This window comes from Streptomyces sp. NPDC107546, from assembly GCF_055639175.1.
Window position 1 is genome coordinate 268,105 of sequence record NZ_JBVKBA010000002.1, and the last position, 18,626, is coordinate 286,730.

Below are 18,626 nucleotides of genomic sequence, written 5' to 3' on the forward strand. Positions count from 1 at the left end.
GTCCCCCATGTCCGTACTCACGCGCGACGAAGCGCAGACCCGTGCCCGGCTCCTCGACGTCCATCGCTACGCGATCTCCCTCGACCTGACCGGCGGCGACGAGACCTTCGACTCCCGTACCGTCATCCGCTTCACCGCCCGCACGGCCGGGGACACCTTCGTCGAACTCAAGCCCGCCGAGCTGCGCTCCGCGACCCTGGACGGACAGCCCCTCGACCCCGCCACCCTCGTCGAGAACCGACTGCCGCTGAAGGACCTCACCGCCGGCGAGCACGAACTGCGCATCGAGGGCGTCATGCGCTACTCCCGCACCGGGGAGGGCATGCACCGCTTCACCGACCCCACCGACGGCGAGACCTACGTCTACACCCAACTGTTCCTGGACGACGTCCAGCGTGTCTTCGCCGCCTTCGACCAGCCCGACCTCAAGGCCGTCTTCGACCTGACCGTCAAGGCACCCGAGGGCTGGAACGTCCTCGCCAACGGCATCACCACCCACGACGGCCACGGCCTGTGGCGCGCCGCCACCACCCCCCTCATCTCCACCTACCTGGTCGCCGTCGCCGCCGGACCCTGGCACTCCGTCACCACCGAACACCGCGGGCTGCCCTTCGGCATCCACTGCCGCCGCTCCCTCGCCCCCCACCTCGACGCCGACGCGGACGAACTGTTCGAGATCACCCGCCAGTGCTTCGACCGCTACCACGAGAAGTTCGACGAGCCCTACCCCTTCGACTCCTACGACCAGGCGTTCGTCCCCGAGTTCAACGCCGGAGCCATGGAGAACCCCGGCCTCGTCACCTTCCGCGACGAGTTCGTCTACCGCTCCGCCGTCACCGACACCCAGCGCCAGACCCGCGCCATGGTCATCGCCCACGAGATGGCCCACATGTGGTTCGGCGACCTCGTCACCCTGCGCTGGTGGGACGACATCTGGCTCAACGAGTCCTTCGCCGAGTACATGGGCTACCAGACACTCACCGAAGCCACCCGCTTCACCGACACCTGGACCGACTTCGGCGTCGCCCGCAAGGCCTGGGGGTACGACGCCGACCAGCGGCCCTCCACCCACCCCGTCGCCCCCGAAGCGGTCGACGACACCGCCTCCGCACTCCTCAACTTCGACGGCATCTCCTACGCCAAGGGCGCCTCCGCGCTGCGGCAGCTGGTGGCCTGGCTCGGTGAGAAGGACTTCCTCGCCGGCATCAACACCCACTTCGCCCGACACCGCTTCGCAAACGCCGCCCTCGCCGACTTCATCGACTCCCTCGCCAGCGCGACCGACCGCGACGTACACGCCTGGGCCGACGCCTGGCTGCGCACCACCGGCGTCGACACCCTCACCCCGCACCTCACCCAGGCCGACGACGGCACCTACGCGCTCGCCGTCGACCACGACGGCAGCCGCCCGCACCGCATCAGCGTCGGCCTCTACGACCACCACATCGCCGACGACGGCGCCCTCGCCCTGCGCGAACGCCTCGACCTCGACATTCCGCAGGCAGCGCCCCAGCCCCTCGGCAAGCGACCCGACCTGCTCCTGCTCAACGACGGCGACCTCACCTACGCCAAGGTCCGCTTCGACCCCGAGTCCTTCGAAGCCGTCCAAAACGCCCTCGCCGGGCTGCCCCAGCCGCTCAGCCGCGCCGTCGTGTGGAACGCCCTGCGCGACGCCGTCCGCGACGGCCGACTGCCCGCCACCACCTACCTGGAGACCGCCCGCACCCACCTCCCGCACGAGACCGACCTGGCCCTCGTCGACGGCGTCCTCGCGTTCGCCTCCGGCCACATCGCCGACCGCTACCTGTCCCCGGCCGCCCGCCCCGGCGCCCTCGCCACCCTCACCAAACTGTGCCGCGACCTCATCCGCCGCACCGAGGACGGCGACAACCCCGGGCTGCGCCTGATCGCGGTGCGCCACTTCATCGACGCCGCCGCCCACCCCGACACCATCGCCGCCTGGCTCGCCGACGGAACCGTGCCCGGCGGACCCGAACTCGACCCCGAACTGCGCTGGCGCATCCTCGGCCGCCTCGCCGTTCTCGGCGCCGTCGACGAGGCCATGATCGCCGACGAACTCGCCCGCGACCCCAGCGCCACCGGCCAGGAAGGCGCCGCCCGCTGCCGCGCCGCCCTGCCCGATGAGGAGGCCAAGCGGCGCGCCTGGGAGGCGATGTTCACCACCGACGACCAGGCCGATCTGTCCAACTACCTGTTCACCGCCACAGCCCAGGGCTTCTGGCAGCCCGAGCAGGCCGACCTCGTCGAGGAGTACGTCGACCGCTACTGGACCGACGCGCCCGCCGTCGCCGCCCGCCGCGGCCCCGCCATCGCCACCGCCGCCGGCCGCTGGGCGTTCCCCCGCCACGCCGTGAGCGAGGACACCCTCCGCCGGGGCGAACAGTGCCTGCGCGAAGCGGACCCCACCCCGGCCCTGCGCCGCAGGCTCGTCGACGAACTCGACGACCTGGCCCGGGCGCTGCGCATCCGCGAGGCGTAAGGGGGCCGGCCTCCCCACCGACCGGCGCCCGGCTCACCACCGGGCGCCGACCGCGCGCCGCGCGCGCCGCCCCCGCCACCGTTTCCCGTTCCTCTCCTCACCGGGCCAGTACCTGCTTTCAGGTCTGATCGTTGTCCTCTTCGGGCGTGTCGAACCCCCTTGCCGCCAGGCTTGACTACCCTTGCCGCGCGCCCCGGGAGGACATCCCATGAGCTTGCCGCCCCTCGCCTCAGGACCCGACGGACCGAGCGCCCTGCGGCCGTTGCTCGCCACCGTCCTCGACGCCCTGCAGGAGGGCGCACGAGCGCGCGGCGGCCCCCTGCCCGCCGGCGGCCCCACCGCGGTCGCCGCCCGGGTACGCGACGCCGTCGGCGACGTCCTGCCGGACAAGGGCGACCCGGAGGCCGTACGAGCCCTGGTGCGCACCCTCGCCGAGGGCGCCGCCGACCCCGCCGACCCGCTGTGCGCCGCCCACCTGCACTGCCCGCCCCTGGCCGTCGCCACCGCCGCCGACCTCGCCGCCTCGTCCCTCAACCCCTCCCTCGACTCCTGGGACCAGGCCCCGGCCGCCTCCGAACTCGAAGCGCTCGTCACCCACGCGCTCGCCCAAGAGGTCTACGCCGACACAGGCGCCCCCGAGGCGAAAACCGCCGCCGCCCTCGTCACCACCGGCGGCACCGAAGCCAACCAGCTCGCCTTCCTCCTCGCCCGCGAAGCCCACGGCGCCGTCCGCCTCGTCTGCGGCGCCAACGCCCACCACTCCCTCACCCGCGCCGCCTGGCTCCTCGCACTGCCGCAACCCGTCGTCCTGCCCACCCCGCGCGGCACCCTCGACCCCGCCGCCCTCCACGCCGCCCTCACCGACCTGACCGGCCCCGGCGGATCCGTCCTGGTAGCCGCCACCGCCGGCACCACCGACGCCGGCCTCATCGATCCCCTGCCCGCCCTGGCCGACCTGTGCGCCACCCACGGCGCCCGCCTCCACATCGACGCCGCCTACGGAGGCGGACTCCTCTTCAGCGACCGCCACCGCGCCCTCCTCACCGGCCTGGAGCGCGCCCACACCGTCACCCTCGACCTGCACAAACTCGGCTGGCAACCGGTCGCCGCAGGCATCCTCGCCGTCCGCGACCCCCACGACCTGCGCGCCCTGCACCACCGCGCCGACTACCTCAACGCCGACGACGACACCGACGCCGGCCTACCCGACCTCCTCGGACGCTCCCTGCGCACCACCCGGCGCCCCGACATCCTCAAGATCGCCGTCACCCTCAAGACGCTCGGCCGCACCGGACTCGGCACCCTCGTCGACGAGGTCTGCGCCCGCGCACAGGAGTTCGCCGACCTCCTGGCCGCCCACCCCGCCTTCGAACTGCACGCAGCGCCCACCATCAGCACCGTCCTGTTCCGACCCACCGGAGCCTGCGACGACACCGTCGCCGCCGTCCGCCGCACCCTCCTCAACGACGGCCGCGCCGTCCTCGGCCGCGCCCGCCTCGACGGCCGCCTGTGGCTCAAAGCCACCCTCCTCAACCCCCACACCCGGCCCGGCGACCTGGCCGCACTCCTGAACCTGGTGGAAGGAAGCACGCCCCGATGACCACCCCGACCCACCACGAACCCGACGCACCCCGCGACCTCGTCGGCATCGGCATCGGCCCGTTCAACCTCTCCCTCGCCGCCCTCGCCCACCCCCTCGCCGAACTCGACACCGCCTTCTACGAACAACGCCCCGGTTTCGACTGGCACCCCGGTCTCCTCATCGACGGCGCCACCCTCCAAGTCCCCTTCCTCGCCGACCTGGTGACCCTCGCCGACCCGGCCAGCCGCTGGTCCTTCCTCAACTACCTCAAGACCCGCGACCGCCTCTTCCCCTTCTACTTCGCCGAACGCTTCCACATCCAGCGCGTCGAATACGACGCCTACTGCCGCTGGGTCGCCGGCAACCTCCCCGGACTCCACTTCGGCCACCAGATCGACGCCGTCCGCTGGAACCCCGACACGGACGTCTTCGAGGTCGACTACACCCAACTCGACGCAACCGGCCAAGCCCAAGCCCTCGGCCGCACCCACGCCCGCAACATCGTCCTCGGCGTCGGCACCGAACCCCACGTGCCCGAACCCCTCGAACCCCTCGTCAAAGCCCCCGGCCCACCCGTCATCCACGCCGCCGACTACCTCCAGCACCGCGACACGATCCTCGCCGCCGACCACATCACCGTCATCGGCTCCGGCCAGTCAGGCGCCGAAGTCTTCCTCGACCTGCTGCGCCACCGCCCCGCCGGCCGCGAGAGGATCCACTGGATCGGCCGCACCGAAGCCTTCGCCCCCATGGAGTACTCCAAGCTCGGCCTCGAACACTTCACCCCCGACTACACCCGCTACTTCCACGCCCTCTCCGAACCCGTACGCGACCGCCTCGTCTCCGCCCAGTGGCAACTCCACAAGGGCATCGACGCCGACACCATCGCCGCCATCCACGACGAGCTCTACCGCCGCACCCTGCACGGCGGCTGGCCCGACACCGTCCTCACCCCCGCAGTCCGCGTCCGAACCGCCGGCCGCGTCGGCACCACCCGAATCGAACTCCACCTGGAACACGTCCAGCAGGACACCCGCTCCCGCCTCACCACCGACGCCGTCGTCCTCGCCACCGGCTACCGCGAACGCCCCCTCGGCCGCCTCCTCGCCGGACTCGACCCCTACCTCCACCGCGACGCACGCGGCCGCCCCCGCATCGACGACCACTTCCGCATGATCCTCGACCCCACCGTCACCGGACACCTCTACGTCCAGAACGCCGAACTCCACACCCACGGCGTCGGCAGCCCCGACCTCGGCCTCGCCGCCTGGCGCAGCGCCACCATCCTCAACTCCCTCACCGGCAAAGAGCCCTACCCCCTGCCCCGCCGGACGGCCTTCACCACCTTCGGACTCCAGCAGCCCGACCGGATCCCGCCCAGCCGACGGCCCCAGATCCTCACCCCGCTCGTCGACGAACGCTAGAAGACCGACAAGTGGGCGGCGCCGACACAAAACCCCGCGCCGACGCCGCCCACCTGCCCTGCTCAAGCCTCACAGGCTCTAGAAGACGGGCGTGCCGTCCCGCGTCAGCCGCCAGTCCACCGACGCGAAGTCCTTCAACGGATTCCTGATCCGCGAACCAGCCGGCTGCGCGATGTCGATAGCGTCTGCGTCGCCTTGCCGACCACCTGATTGACATACGTCACCACGGCGGAATGCAATGACCTCGGCGGCATGCGGAGCAGCCCCCGGCGGTCCCGTCCCCCTCGGCCGGGGCCCCGGCGCCAGTGAATATGCCGCCGCAATTTCTCTCGGATGCTCATCGGAGCGGAACACCGCACAATTCAACACTTGGCAACAAGGCTTCACCCAAAGGTTGTTGAGTAGTCACGCACAACGAATTCTCTACCGGCCGGTAAGTCATAGGCTCGCACCATGCGCCGAGCAAAGATCGTCTGCACTCTGGGCCCCGCCACCCACTCGTACGACCAGATCAAGGCACTGGTCGAAGCCGGAATGGACGTCGCCCGCTTCAACCTCAGCCACGGCACCTACGCCGAACACGAGGAGCGCTACCAACGCGTACGAAAGGCCGCCGACGAAACCGGCCGCAGTGTCGGAATCCTCGCCGACCTTCAGGGCCCGAAGATCCGACTCGGCCGCTTCACCGAAGGCCCCGTACTCCTTGAACGCGGAGACACCTTCACCATCACCGTCGAAGAAGGCGTCGAGGGAGACCGCCAGACCTGCGGAACCACCTACGCCGGCCTCGCCACCGACGTCATCCCCGGCGAATGCATCCTCGTCGACGACGGCAAAGTCTGCCTCCAGGTCACCGCCGTCGACGGCCCCCGCGTCCACACCACCGTCGTCGAAGGCGGCATGATCTCCGACCACAAGGGACTGAACCTGCCCGGAGTCGCCGTCTCCGTCCCCGCACTCTCCAAAAAAGACGAAGACGACCTCCGCTGGGCCCTGCGCACAGGCTTCGACGTCATCGCACTCTCATTCGTGCGCAGCGGCCGGGACATCAAGGACGTCCACCGCATCATGGACGAAGAAAGCCGCCGCCTCCCCGTCATCGCCAAGGTCGAGAAACCGCAGGCGGTCGAGAACATCGACGACATCGTCGCCGCCTTCGACGGCATCATGGTCGCCCGCGGCGACCTCGGCGTCGAAATGCCACTCGAACAGGTCCCGATCGTGCAAAAGCGCGCCATCAAGCTGGCGAAGCGCAATGCCAAACCGGTCATCGTCGCCACCCAGATGCTCGACTCGATGATCGAGAACTCCCGCCCGACCAGGGCGGAGGCGAGCGACGTCGCGAACGCCGTCATCGACGGCACGGACGCCGTCATGCTCTCCGGCGAGACCAGCGTCGGCAACTACCCCATCGAAACGGTCAAGACCATGGCCCGCATCGTCGAGGCCGCCGAGGAAGACCTCCTCGCCAAGGGCCTCCCGCCCCTGACCGACACCAACAAACCCCGCACCCAGGGCGGCGCCGTCGCCCGCGCGGCAGCGGAGATCGGCGACTTCCTCGGCGCCGAATTCCTCGTCGCCTTCACCCAGTCCGGCGACACCGCCCGCCGCCTCTCCCGCTACCGCTCCCCGATCCCCCTCCTCGCCTTCACCCCCGAGCCGGCGACGCGCTCGCAGCTCAACCTCACCTGGGGCGTGGAGACGTTCCTGGGCCCGCACGTGGACTCCACGGACGCGATGGTCGACCAGGTCGACGAACTGCTGCTGAAGTACGGCCGCTGTCAGAAGGGGGACGTGGTGGTGATCACGGCGGGCTCGCCGCCCGGGGTGTCGGGCTCGACGAACATGGTCCGGGTACACCACATCGGCGAGGACGACAGCCCGAAATAGGGGGTCAGTGCCTGGGGCCTACGTGGGCGTCGAGGAGGGCGACGGAGGCGTTGCGGGCGATGGAGACGGTCACGGCGGCGCGGCTTTGGTTGAGCGATTGGGGCACTCTGTGCGACTGGACGTCTCGACACGCAGCGAAAAGCGGATGCTCACGAGAATGAGAACATCCGCTTTTTAGGCTGCGCCTTGGAACCAAAGGAAAAGTGCCCCGGGTGGGATTCGAACCCACGCTGTCGGTGGTTTGAGCACCGTGCCTCTGCCGCTGGGCTACCGGGGCTTCCTGTAAAACGAAGGTTGGCGGTCACCCGCCGTGCCCCACCTTACCGCAGCTAGGTAGGCTCTTGTCAGCAGTACCTGCCTGCCCTGGAACGAGGAGCCCGAGTGACCGCCCCCGAGTCGCCCCAGCCCGTTGCCGACGACGACAAGTCGCACGTGCCTCCGCTGACGACCCGTGTCGTCATCGCCGAGGACGAGGCGCTCATCCGGCTCGATCTCAAAGAGATGCTCGAGGAGGAGGGCTACACCGTCGTCGGTGAGGCCGGCGATGGCGAGCAGGCCGTTGAGCTGGCCCGTGAGCACAAGCCCGACCTGGTGATTCTCGATGTGAAGATGCCGAAGCTCGATGGCATCTCGGCGGCGGAGAAGATCGCCGAGGAGCGTATCGCCCCGGTGCTGATGCTGACGGCGTTCTCGCAGCGTGATCTGGTGGAGCGGGCGCGGGACGCGGGTGCGATGGCGTACTTGGTGAAGCCGTTCAGCAAGAGTGATGTCGTTCCGGCCATCGAGATGGCTGTCTCGCGGTTCACGGAGTTGAAGGAGCTGGAGAAGGAGGTCGCGGACCTCTCGCAGCGCCTGGAGACCCGGAAGCTGGTGGACCGGGCGAAGTCGATCCTGCAGACGGAGTACGGGCTGACGGAGCCGGCCGCGTTCCGGTGGATTCAGAAGACGTCGATGGACCGTCGTATGTCCATGCAGCAGGTCGCCGAGGCTGTCATTCAGGACGCGGAGGAGAAGAAGGCCGCCAAGGGCTGACATCCCCGCCGGTGCAGCGGAGAGGCCCGCACCCCGTGGCACGGGGCGCGGGCCTCGTCGTTCGGCGTGTGGCCGGAAACGTGCTTCAGTCCTCGCCGAGGTACGCCTTGCGTACCGACTCGTCGTGCAGCAGGTCCTGGCCCGTGCCCGAGAGGACGATGTTGCCGACCTCCATGACGTGGCCCTGGTCGGCCAGGGACAGTGCGGCCTGGGCGTTCTGCTCGACGAGCAGGATGGTGGTGCCCTGGGACTTCAGCTCGGCGATCGTCGCCATGATCTTCTGCATCATGATCGGGGAGAGGCCCATGGAGGGTTCGTCGAGCATGAGCAGCTTGGGCTGGGACATCAGTGCGCGGCCCATGGCCAGCATCTGCTGTTCGCCGCCGGACAGGGTGCCTGCGGCCTGCTTCCTGCGTTCTCCGAGGATGGGGAAGAGGTCGTAGGCGCGCTGGATGTCCTTTTCGATGCCTGGCTTGTCGGTGCGCAGGAACGCTCCGAGGCGGAGGTTGTCCTCGATGGTCATGCGGGGGAAGATGTGCCGGCCCTCGGGGGAGTGGGCGAGGCCCAGGGAGACCACCTGGTGGGCGGGGGTCTTCTTCAGTGATTTGCCGTTGAATTTGATCTGTCCGCCGACGGGCTTCAACAGGCCCGACAGGGTGCGCAGGGTGGTGGTCTTGCCGGCGCCGTTGGTGCCGATGAGGGTGACGACCTGGCCGGCGTCGACCTTGAAGGAGATGCCCTTGACGGCTTCGATCTTGCCGTAGGCGACTCGGAGGTCTTCGACTTCGAGCAGTGCGGTCATCGGTCGTTCTCCTTGCCGGGCGCGGCGTCCGTCGTGGTCTCGGCTGCTGCTTCGGCGGCTTCGACTTCGGCGATCTCTTCCTCGCCGGGGGCGTTTTCGAAGGGTTCACCGAGGTAGGCGGCGATGACGCGTTCGTCTCCCTGGACGGTGGCGCTGTCGCCTTCGATGAGTTTTTCGCCCTGGACGAGGACGGCGACGCGGTCGCAGAGGTTGAAGATGAACCGCATGTCGTGCTCGATGACGAGGATGGCGATGCCTTTGTCGCGGATGGCGAAGACCAGTTCCTCGGTGGTGCGGGTTTCCTGCGGGTTCATGCCGGCGGTCGGTTCGTCCAGCAGCAGCAGGCCGGGCTCGCTGGCGAGTGCTCGTGCGATTTCGAGCTTGCGCTGTTCGCCGTAGGGGAGGTTGCGGGCGAGGTGTTCGGCCTTGTCTGCGAGGCCGACGAACTCGAGGAGTTCCATGGCGCGTTCGCGGGAGGCTGTTTCGGCCTTGTGGAAGCCGGGGCCGCGCAGGACGGCGGACCAGAAGCCTTCTTTGGTGCGGGTGTGGCGTCCGACGAGGACGTTTTCCAGGACCGTCATGTTGGCGAACAGGCGGATGTTCTGGAACGTGCGGGCGATGCCTGCGGCGGTGACCTTGAAGGATTTGGGCGGCAGGACGTTGCCCTTGTAGCGGACTTCGCCTTCGGTGGGGACGTAGAGGCCGGTCAGGCAGTTGAAGAAGGTGGTTTTGCCGGCGCCGTTGGGGCCGATGAGGCCGACGATCTCGCCGCTGTTCACGGTCAGGTCGACGCCTCGTACGGCGGTGAGGCCGCCGAAGCGCATGGTGACGCCGCGTGCGTCGAGTACGGTCTGGCCGGGGGTGGTGGCTCCCGGGGTGGGGTCCGTGGTGGTGGTGTCGGTGGTCATCGTGTTCAGGCCCCTGTCTTGCTGAGGACTGTGGGCGCTTCCGCCTCTTCGTGGAATTCGAGCTGTCGGCGCCGGTTCGGGATGAGGCCTTCCGGACGGAAGCGCATCAGCAGGATGAGTGCGACACCGAAGGCGAAGAGCTGGTAGTCGCCGAGGAACTGGAGCTTGTTGGGGATGAGGAAGAGGAGTGCGGCGCCGATGAGGGGGCCGCTGATGGTGCCCATGCCGCCGAGGACGACTGCGGCGAGCAGGAAGGCGGAGTTGGGCGGGATGGGGCCGGCGAAGAGGTACTGCTCGGGTGTGACGGTGTAGGTGACGTGGGCCTGGACGGTGCCGGCGAGGCCGGCGAGGCAGGCGCCGACGGCGAAGGCGATGAGTTTGACGCGGAAGCCGTTGATGCCCATGGCGAGGGCGGCGGTCTCGTCTTCGCGGATGGCGACCCAGGCGCGTCCGATGCGGGAGTTGCCACTGCGTCGGAAGACGAGGACGACCACCGCGGTGATGAGGAGCATCAGGAAGAAGTAGTTGGCGAAGCGGCCGATGGTGAATCCGGCGATGCTGTGCTGGGCGCCGAAGTCGAACCCGAGGACGTCGAGGTTCGGGATCGAGGAGATGCCGTTGGAGCCGTTGGTGAGGGACGGTCCGGAGGTGCCGTCCAGGTTGTTGGCGGTGATGCGGAAGATCTCACCGAAGCCGAGGGTGACGATGGCGAGGTAGTCGCCGCGCAGTCGCAGGGTGGGGGCGCCGATGAGGACGCCGAAGACGAGCGAGGCTATGGCGCCGATGATGACGGCGGCCCAGAAGGGGAAGTGCACGTGGAACGGTGAGCTGGGGGAGCCGGAGACCAGGGACGCGGCGTAGGCGCCGACGCCGAGGAAGGCGACGTATCCGAGGTCGAGCAGGCCGGCGAGGCCGACGACGATGTTCAGGCCGAGGGCGACGGTGGCGAAGATCAGGATGTAGACGCCGAGGGTCGCGTACTGGTCGTCGGTCTGGGTGAAGGGGAACAGGGCCGCCGCGATGAAGGCGCCGCAGGTGGTGATGGACTGGTGGCGTGCGGTGATCTGGGAGGCCTGGTTGATGAGACCGGCCTTGTTGAGTGCGGCGAAGCCGAAGCCGGCGGTGATGAGGAAGCCGACGAAGAGTTCGTCGTACTGGGTGCCGATGCCGTAGGTGAAGACGGTCAGGCCCAGGGCGAGGACAGCGACGATGATGAGAATCTCGGCGTAGGCGGGCAGTTTGCCCACGGGGCGGGCCGTGCCGGAGGCGAAGGCGGCCTTGACCGTTTCCCACTGGTGGGCGGCCTTGTGCTTGAAGTGTTCCCAGGAGGTGTCGTCGGGGTCGATCGGGTCGGGTTGGGGCCGTTCGAAGGGCAGGGCGAGGGCGCCGAGTAGGGCGGCGAGGCTGGTGACGGCCACGATGAAGCCGCCGGGTTCGAGGTTGACGAGGCCGCCGAGTTCGATGCTGATCGAGAGGACGGTGTACCAGGCGGTGGCGAAGGCGGTGAGGGCGGCGAATTTGATGGCCGCTTCGGCGCCGGCGGGTACGAGCCAGGTGAGGCCCTTGACGCCGTAGGAGGCGAGGCCGAAGAGGGTGGTGAGGGCGCCGCCGATGAGGACGAGGATCTGCAGTCCGCCGGGGTAGCCGTAGATGGTGAGGTCGCCGGGGAAGGCGTCGGTCCACGTCCAGGACAGGAAGGTGGAGACGACGGTGAGGGCGCCGCCGGCGGTGGCGAGAGCGCGGCCGATGTGCGGCGGGATGCCGATGAGGCCCGAGGTGGTGCCCGCGGTGGGGGTGCCCGGGGTTTCAGGTGCGGTGGTCTGTGTGGTCATCGGTGTCACGCCCTGTCCGCGACGCGCTCGCCGAGCAGGCCCTGGGGCCGGAACAGGAGCACGAGGATGAGGAGTACGAAGGCCCAGACGTCTGCCCAGGACTGGCTGCCGAATTTCTCCATGCCGGGGAGGTCGGCGATGTAGGCGGCGGCGAGGGTTTCGGCGATGCCGAGGACGACGCCGCCGATCATGGCGCCGTAGATATTGCCGATGCCACCGAGGACGGCCGCGGTGAAGGCCTTGAGGCCGAGGAGGAAGCCCATCTTGAAGTCGATCTGGCCGTACTTGAGGCCGTAGGCGACTCCTCCGACCGCGGCGAAGGTGGCGCCGAGGGCGAAGGCGATCACGATGATGCGGTCGGTGTCGACGCCCATGAGCTTGGCGGTGTCGGGGTCCTGGGCGGTGGCCTGCATGCCGCGTCCGGTACGGGTCTTCATGACGAAGTAGGCGAGGATGGCCATGCTGATGGGGGCCGCGACGAGCAGGAAGATGTCACCGGTCTGAATAGTGACACTGCCGATGTGGAAGGGGCCTCCGTCGATCTGCGGGAAGGTGCGGGCGGACTTGGCGTCGGGGTACCAGGCCCAGACCGCCTGCTGGAGGGCGAGGGAGAGGCCGATCGCGGTGATGAGGGGTGCCAGACGCGGCGCGTTGCGCAGGGGGCGGTAGGCGAATCGTTCCGCTCCCACGGCGACGAGCGTGGCGACCAGAACGGCGCCGATGAGCATCAGCGGAAGGGCGATCCACATGGACGTGCCGTCGGGCAGCACGTACGCGTAGACCGTCAGGGCGCCGAAGGCGCCGGTCATGAAGATTTCGCCGTGGGCGAAGTTGATGAGCTGGACGATGCCGTAGACCATTGTGTAGCCGATGGCGACCAGCCCGTACATGGATCCCAGTAGCAGGCCGTTGACCAGCTGCTGCGGCAGTTCGTTCACCGCATGTCCTCCGAGACGTTCGGAAATGTTCGACGGATGTGGCCGGATGCGAGTCCGCGCGGGGCGCCAGTGGAACAGCGCCCCGCGCGGCTCTAGGAGTGGTGCGGGCGTGGATCAGCCGGTGTAGGTACCGGACTTGACCGGCGCCCAGGCACCGTTCTTCACGGCGTACACGGTGAGCTGCTTGTTGGTCGTGTCACCGTATTCGTCGAAGGAGACCTTGCCGGTCACACCGTCGAAGGAGACGTTCTGCATGGCGGCGGTGACCTTCGCGCGGGCGTCGGAGGGCAGCTTGCCGCCGTTGTCGTCGACGACCTTCTTCACGGCCTCGATGATCGACCACGCCGAGTCGTAGGAGTAGCCGCCGTAGGCCGCGTACTCCTCCTTGTAGCCCGCCGCCTTGTAGTTGGCCACGAACTCCTTGGCGGAGGGGAGCTGCTCGACCGGGGCGCCGACCGAGGTGGCCAGGTCGCCCGTGCTGTTGGTGCCGGCGAGCTTGATGAAGGTGGGGTCGTAGATGCCGTCGCCGCCGACGAGCGGGATCTTGGCGCCCGCGTCCTTGATCTGCTTGCTGAGCGGACCGGCCTGCGGGTACTCGCCGCCGTAGTAGACGACGTCCGCACCGGAGTTCTTCACCTTGGTGGCGACCGCGGAGAAGTCCTTGGTGTCGGGGTTGATGTGCTCCGTGCCGACGACCTGGCCGCCGAGCTTCTTGAACTCGGTGGTGAAGGTGGAGGCGAGGCCGGCGCCGTAGGTCTTCTTGTCGTCGATGACGAAGACCTTCTTCTTCTTCGCGTCGTTGTAGACGTACTGGGCGGCGAACGGGCCCTGGATGGCGTCTGTGGTCGCGGTGCGGAAGTACGACTTGTACGTGCGCGACTTAGACGTCTGCCAGTTCGTGCCCTGGGTCAGGGCCGGGTTGGTGTTGGCCGGGGAGACCTCGACCAGCTTGGCGTCGTCGAAGACCTTCTGCATGGACTGCGCGACGGAGGAGTTCAGCGGGCCGACGACGCCGAGGACGCTGTTGTCGGCGACGAGCTTGGTGGCGTTCTGCTGGCCCGAGGAGGGCTGCGCCTGGTCGTCGAGGGCCTCGATCTTGAAGGTGACGCCCTTGACGTAGTTCTGCTTGTTGGCGGTCCTGACCGCGAGGTCCACCGAGTTCTTGATGCCCAGGCCCAGTGCGGACAGGTCGCCGGTCAGCGGGGCGTCGACTCCGATGGTGACGGTGGTGCCGCCACCGCTGCCGGACGAGCCCTTGTCGCCGCTGTCGCGCGAGCCGCAGGCGGTGAGGGTGAGTGCTCCCGCCGCCAGCGCGGCGGTGATGGCGATGAGCGAACGTTGACGCACGATCAGTCCTTTCCCTGGCACGGCCCTCCCCCCTGGAAGCGGCCGAGTCGAGCGCTGGGCCGAACTGACATTCAGACCGCGCGGTGACTGGCCGTGACTCTAAGCGGGTGTGGGGGAAGTAAAGGAGTGGTTGAGCGAGGCTGTGACGCTCTTGTTATGACATCGGGTAATGAAGAGCGGTACTGGGTGGGCGGAAGAGCGGAATTCGGACTGATTCGCCCAGTCCGCATAGTGAGAACTCGCAGGACGTGCCGGGGTACGTTCAGGCGTCTCAGTCGTTTTGGTGATTACGTCGAACGGTTGCTGCAGGCGACTTGCAGGGCTTCCGAGAGGTCGTGCGCATACCGTGCCCCTGGTATGTAACTGTGAGCCTCTATTGCACGCGTATTACGCAGAGTTACGTCCAGGAAAGGCAGTCCGGCGTTCTCCGGCGCTTTCCCGCAGTCCGTCACATGCATGGTGATAGTGATCTTGCGATTGGATCCCGCCGCTGTCCGGAAAGGGACGGCGGGCTCGGAGGCCAGTGACAGGCCGGCGTAGGGCTGGGTGATCCGAGTCACAGTGACCGGTGGGCCGGACTGCACGCGCAGCGCGACCTCGAAACTGAAGCTCGCGCTGGGTGCGCCCCGGGGTGTGGCCGCAGTATGCAGATAGGTGATGTCGACCACCTGGGAGGGGTACGGCGGGGCCGGCGCCGGTGGCTTGTGGGGCCTGGTCGCATAGAGATAGCCGCCGCCCGCGAGAAGGACGGCGGCTGTCGCGGCCGTGAGGACCGCACGGCGGTGCCGGTCGGACAGCCGGGCCAGAGGTCCACGGCGGACACCGGGGGCGTCGTCCGGATCCACGTCCCCCGCCTGTGTGCCCTCGCCCGGCTCGAGGGGGCCTACGCCGCTCAACCCCACGGGCCCTTGCTCGGGCCGCCGGTGCGATACCAGGCGGCACAACCCTCGCGGGCCTGGCGGTCGATCAGCTTGCTGGCGGCATCGGCGCCTTGGAGCCTCTTCTCCGCCCGCGCGGCGTCCACGACCGTCCGGAGGATCTCGTACTGACCGTTGGAGAGCCCCATCGACTGGTAGTCACCGTAGGTGTGGGCATCCAGCACCTTGCGCGACCAGTAGGCGACGACCCGCGCGCACAACTCCTCGTCGGGCGTGGCCCGTGGCGACGTCGAGGGGGAGGCGACCCCTCCCGCGCTCCTGGCGTCGCTCTGACCGGAGGCGCCGCACCCGGTGGTCACCGCGCTCGTCAGCAGCGCCAGTCCGAGCCAGACCCCGCACGCCGTCGGCCCCGGCCGGAGGACTCCTCCCGTTCTCATGCCATGACGCTAAGCCGCCGGGTGTCCGAGGGCAACGGCCGTGCGGGCCACGGGCTTTCGCGGCTCATTCCGCCGTGCGCAGGTGCGCCTCGTCGCCCGGCTGCACATCGCGCAGCAGACAGGTGAGGCGGGCGGTGCACACGCGCTTGCCGCTCTCGTCGCTGATGACGATTTCGTACGTCGCCGTGGAGCGCCCCCGGTGGACGGGGGTGGCCACGCCGGTGACCAGGCCCGAGCGCACCCCGCGGTGGTGGGTGCAGTTCAGGTCGACACCGACGGCGATCTTGGAGCTGCCGCCGTGCAGCATGGCGCCGACCGAGCCGAGGGTCTCGGCGAGGACGGCGGAGGCGCCGCCGTGGAGCAGTCCGTACGGCTGGGTGTTGCCCTCCACCGGCATGGTGCCGACGACGCGCTCTGCGGACGCCTCGACGATCTGGACGCCCATCCGCGTGCCGAGGTGTCCGGCGGAGAAGAGGGCGGGCAGGTCGACGCCGAGCGCGGCGTACTCGTCGACGACTTCCTGGGGGAACTTCACGGTGTGCTGCTCGCCCATGGGGCACGGCTCCGTTCGTGGTGATCGGTCACTCGACTGTGGCTGAGCAAACGCTCAGTCGGTCGCCGATTGTTCCAGGCGGACCACCACGGACTTGCTCGCGGGGGTGTTGCTGGTGTCGGCGGTGGCGTCCAGTGGGACCAGCACGTTGGTCTCGGGGTAGTAGGCGGCTGCGCAGCCCCGCGCAGTGGGGTAGTGCACGACGCGGAAGCCGGGGGCGCGCCGCTCGACGCCGTCCTGCCACTCGCTGACCAGGTCGACGTACGAGCCGTCCGCCACGCCGAGCGCACGGGCGTCCTCGGGATGGACCAGGACGACGCGGCGGCCGTTCCTGATCCCCCGGTAGCGGTCGTCGAGGCCGTAGATGGTGGTGTTGTACTGGTCGTGGGAGCGCAGCGTCTGCAGCAGGAGCCGGCCCTCGGGCAGCTCCGGGTACTCGACGGCTGCCGCCGTGAAGTTGGCCTTGCCGGTGGCGGTGGGGAAGCGGCGCTCGTCGCGGGGGGCGTGGGGGAGCGCGAATCCGCCCGGGCGGGCCACCCGGGCGTTGAAGTCCTCGAAGCCGGGGATCACGCGTGCGATGCGGTCCCGGATGGTCGCGTAGTCCTTCTCGAACTCCTCCCACGGCACCTTGCTGTCGGCGCCGAGCACCCGGCGGGCCATACGGCACACGATGGCCGGCTCGGACTTCAGGTGCGGGCTCGCGGGCTCCAGACGGCCGTGGGAGGCGTGCACCATGCCCATGGAGTCCTCGACGGTGACGAACTGCTCGCCGCTGCCCTGAAGGTCGCGCTCGGTACGGCCGAGGGTGGGCAGGATCAGGGCGCGCGCGCCGGTGACCGCGTGCGAGCGGTTCAGCTTCGTCGACACGTGCACGGTCAGGCGCGCGCGCCGCATGGCGGCTTCCGTCACCTCGGTGTCGGGGGAGGCGGACACGAAGTTGCCGCCCATCGCGAAGAAGACCTTGGCCTCGCCGTCCCGCAGGGCGCGGATGGCCCGGACGACGTCGTAGCCGTGCTCGCGCGGCGGCGCGAACCCGAACTCCTTCTCCAGGGCGTCCAGGAAGGCGGGCGCGGGCCGTTCGAAGATGCCCATCGTGCGGTCGCCCTGCACGTTCGAGTGACCGCGCACCGGGCACACGCCCGCACCGGGGCGGCCGATGTTGCCGCGCAGCAGCAGGAAGTTGACCACCTCGCGGATGGTGGGCACCGCGTGCTTGTGCTGGGTCAGGCCCATCGCCCAGCAGACGATGGTGCGCTGAGAGGCGAGGACCATCCGCAGGGCCTTCTCGATCTCCTCGCGCGTGAGTCCGGTCGCCGTGAGCGTCTCGTCCCAGTCGGCGGCGCGGGCGGCCTTCGCGAACTCCTCGAAGCCGTGGGCGTGGTCGCGGACGAACTCCTCGTCGACCGCGCCCTCCGTGTCGAGGATCAGCTTGTTCAGGAGGCGGAAGAGGGCCTGGTCGCCGCCGATGCGGATCTGCAGGAACAGGTCGGTGAGCGCGGCGCCGGCGGTGAGGCCCTTCGGTGTCTGCGGGTTCTTGAACCGCTCCAGGCCCGCCTCGGGCAGAGGGTTGACGCTGATGATCCGCGCGCCGTTGGCCTTGGCCTTCTCCAGGGCGGAAAGCATGCGCGGATGGTTCGTGCCGGGGTTCTGCCCGGCGACGATGATCAGGTCCGCCTTGTAGAGGTCCTCGAGCAGGACGCTGCCCTTGCCGATGCCGATGGTCTCGGAGAGCGCCGAGCCGGACGACTCGTGGCACATGTTCGAGCAGTCGGGCAGGTTGTTGGTGCCCAGCTCGCGGGCGAACAGCTGGTAGAGGAACGCGGCCTCGTTGCTGGTGCGGCCGGAGGTGTAGAAGACGGCCTGGTCGGGGGAGTCGAGGGCGGTGATCTCCTCGGCGATGATGTCGAAGGCCCGCTCCCAGGTGACCGGCTCGTAGTGGTCCGCCCCCTCCGGCAGGTACATGGGGTGCGTCAGCCGCCCCTGCTGGCCCAGCCAGTAGCCGCTGCGGCCGGCGAGGTCGGTCACGGGGTGCGCGGCGAAGAACTCGGGGGTGACCCGGCGCAGGGTGGCCTCCTCGGCCACCGCCTTCGCGCCGTTCTCACAGAACTCCGCCTTGTGCCGGTGGTCCGGCTCGGGCCAGGCGCAGCCAGGGCAGTCGAAGCCGTCCTTCTGGTTGACGCGCAGGAGGGTCAGCGCGGTGCGGCGCACTCCCATCTGCTGCTGGGCGATCCGCAGGGTGTGCCCGATCGCCGGCAGCCCCGCCGCGGAGTGCTTAGGCTCGGCGACCTGCGGCGCATCCTGAACCGGATCGCCCGTGGGCGGCTTGCTGGCCATCGCGGCCCTCCCCTTCGCGTACACCTGTGACCTGTGTCTCCGCATCCTCGCACGCGCCACCGACATCGGGGATGCGCGGGTATCGGCCCCGAACCCACCCGTCCGGCCCGGGTTCCCGGCCGCTCATCGGCCGCGGGCCCGGGCGGCCGGGGCCGAGTGTCAGTGGGGC

The 18,626-nt window shown here is 69.2% G+C and carries 14 protein-coding genes and 1 tRNA gene; 5 read left to right on the forward strand and 10 right to left on the reverse strand.

Annotation, left to right across the window (positions count from 1 at the left end):
* The first annotated feature begins 7 nt into the window (after positions 1 to 7).
* The 4 genes from pepN to pyk all read left to right on the forward strand — a co-directional run bounded on the left by pepN (position 8) and on the right by pyk (position 7,396).
* Complete coding sequence (pepN, locus tag ACZ7L1_RS03780) at positions 8 to 2,500, forward strand: aminopeptidase N (RefSeq protein WP_471433897.1); 2,493 nt, start codon at positions 8 to 10, stop codon at positions 2,498 to 2,500.
* A 208-nt stretch (positions 2,501 to 2,708) separates the two neighbouring features.
* On the forward strand, positions 2,709 to 4,100 hold the full coding sequence (locus tag ACZ7L1_RS03785) for a pyridoxal phosphate-dependent decarboxylase family protein (RefSeq protein ID WP_471433899.1): 1,392 nt from the start codon (positions 2,709 to 2,711) through the stop codon (positions 4,098 to 4,100).
* Positions 4,097 to 5,506, forward strand: a complete 1,410-nt coding sequence (locus ACZ7L1_RS03790) for a lysine N(6)-hydroxylase/L-ornithine N(5)-oxygenase family protein (RefSeq protein ID WP_471433901.1) — start codon at positions 4,097 to 4,099, stop codon at positions 5,504 to 5,506. Before ACZ7L1_RS03785 ends, ACZ7L1_RS03790 begins: the two co-directional genes overlap by 4 nt.
* Positions 5,507 to 5,959: 453 nt before the next feature.
* The gene (pyk, locus tag ACZ7L1_RS03795) at positions 5,960 to 7,396 is read left to right on the forward strand and encodes a pyruvate kinase (protein WP_471433903.1); all 1,437 of its coding nucleotides are present in this window, start codon (positions 5,960 to 5,962) and stop codon (positions 7,394 to 7,396) included.
* A gap of 204 nt (positions 7,397 to 7,600) precedes the next feature.
* Here the strand turns inward: pyk and ACZ7L1_RS03800 are convergent.
* Positions 7,601 to 7,673: transfer RNA gene (locus ACZ7L1_RS03800), tRNA-Leu, on the reverse strand.
* Between the two features lie 104 nt (positions 7,674 to 7,777).
* Between ACZ7L1_RS03800 and ACZ7L1_RS03805 the strand changes: the two genes are divergently transcribed.
* On the forward strand, positions 7,778 to 8,428 hold the full coding sequence (locus ACZ7L1_RS03805) for an ANTAR domain-containing response regulator (protein WP_388987780.1): 651 nt from the start codon (positions 7,778 to 7,780) through the stop codon (positions 8,426 to 8,428).
* Between the two features lie 85 nt (positions 8,429 to 8,513).
* Here ACZ7L1_RS03805 and ACZ7L1_RS03810 read toward each other — a convergent pair whose 3' ends face one another.
* The 9 genes from ACZ7L1_RS03810 to ACZ7L1_RS03850 all read right to left on the reverse strand — a co-directional run bounded on the left by ACZ7L1_RS03810 (position 8,514) and on the right by ACZ7L1_RS03850 (position 18,457).
* Positions 8,514 to 9,230 (reverse strand): ABC transporter ATP-binding protein, encoded by a 717-nt coding sequence (locus ACZ7L1_RS03810; RefSeq protein ID WP_471433904.1) that lies wholly within the window; start codon positions 9,228 to 9,230, stop codon positions 8,514 to 8,516.
* A complete protein-coding gene (locus ACZ7L1_RS03815; protein ID WP_471433906.1) occupies positions 9,227 to 10,138 on the reverse strand; it encodes an ABC transporter ATP-binding protein in 912 nt (303 codons plus the stop codon). Before ACZ7L1_RS03815 ends, ACZ7L1_RS03810 begins: the two co-directional genes overlap by 4 nt.
* Positions 10,139 to 10,143: 5 nt before the next feature.
* The gene (locus tag ACZ7L1_RS03820) at positions 10,144 to 11,970 is read right to left on the reverse strand and encodes a branched-chain amino acid ABC transporter permease (protein WP_471433907.1); all 1,827 of its coding nucleotides are present in this window, start codon (positions 11,968 to 11,970) and stop codon (positions 10,144 to 10,146) included.
* A gap of 5 nt (positions 11,971 to 11,975) precedes the next feature.
* Positions 11,976 to 12,908: a branched-chain amino acid ABC transporter permease gene (locus tag ACZ7L1_RS03825; protein ID WP_471433909.1), complete on the reverse strand. Its 933-nt coding sequence runs from the start codon at positions 12,906 to 12,908 to the stop codon at positions 11,976 to 11,978.
* 114 nt (positions 12,909 to 13,022) lie between these two features.
* Positions 13,023 to 14,255 carry a branched-chain amino acid ABC transporter substrate-binding protein gene (locus ACZ7L1_RS03830; RefSeq protein ID WP_471433911.1) on the reverse strand — a complete coding sequence of 411 codons (1,233 nt, stop codon included), beginning with the start codon at positions 14,253 to 14,255 and terminating at the stop codon, positions 13,023 to 13,025.
* A 287-nt stretch (positions 14,256 to 14,542) separates the two neighbouring features.
* Positions 14,543 to 15,151, reverse strand: a complete 609-nt coding sequence (locus ACZ7L1_RS03835) for a Tat pathway signal sequence domain protein (protein ID WP_471433912.1) — start codon at positions 15,149 to 15,151, stop codon at positions 14,543 to 14,545.
* Positions 15,148 to 15,570: a hypothetical protein gene (locus ACZ7L1_RS03840; protein ID WP_471433914.1), complete on the reverse strand. Its 423-nt coding sequence runs from the start codon at positions 15,568 to 15,570 to the stop codon at positions 15,148 to 15,150. The genes ACZ7L1_RS03835 and ACZ7L1_RS03840 overlap by 4 nt, the downstream gene beginning before the upstream one ends.
* A gap of 64 nt (positions 15,571 to 15,634) precedes the next feature.
* Positions 15,635 to 16,123: a PaaI family thioesterase gene (locus tag ACZ7L1_RS03845; RefSeq protein WP_471433916.1), complete on the reverse strand. Its 489-nt coding sequence runs from the start codon at positions 16,121 to 16,123 to the stop codon at positions 15,635 to 15,637.
* Between the two features lie 54 nt (positions 16,124 to 16,177).
* Positions 16,178 to 18,457, reverse strand: a complete 2,280-nt coding sequence (locus ACZ7L1_RS03850) for an FdhF/YdeP family oxidoreductase (RefSeq protein ID WP_471433917.1) — start codon at positions 18,455 to 18,457, stop codon at positions 16,178 to 16,180.
* Positions 18,458 to 18,626 lie beyond the last annotated feature (169 nt).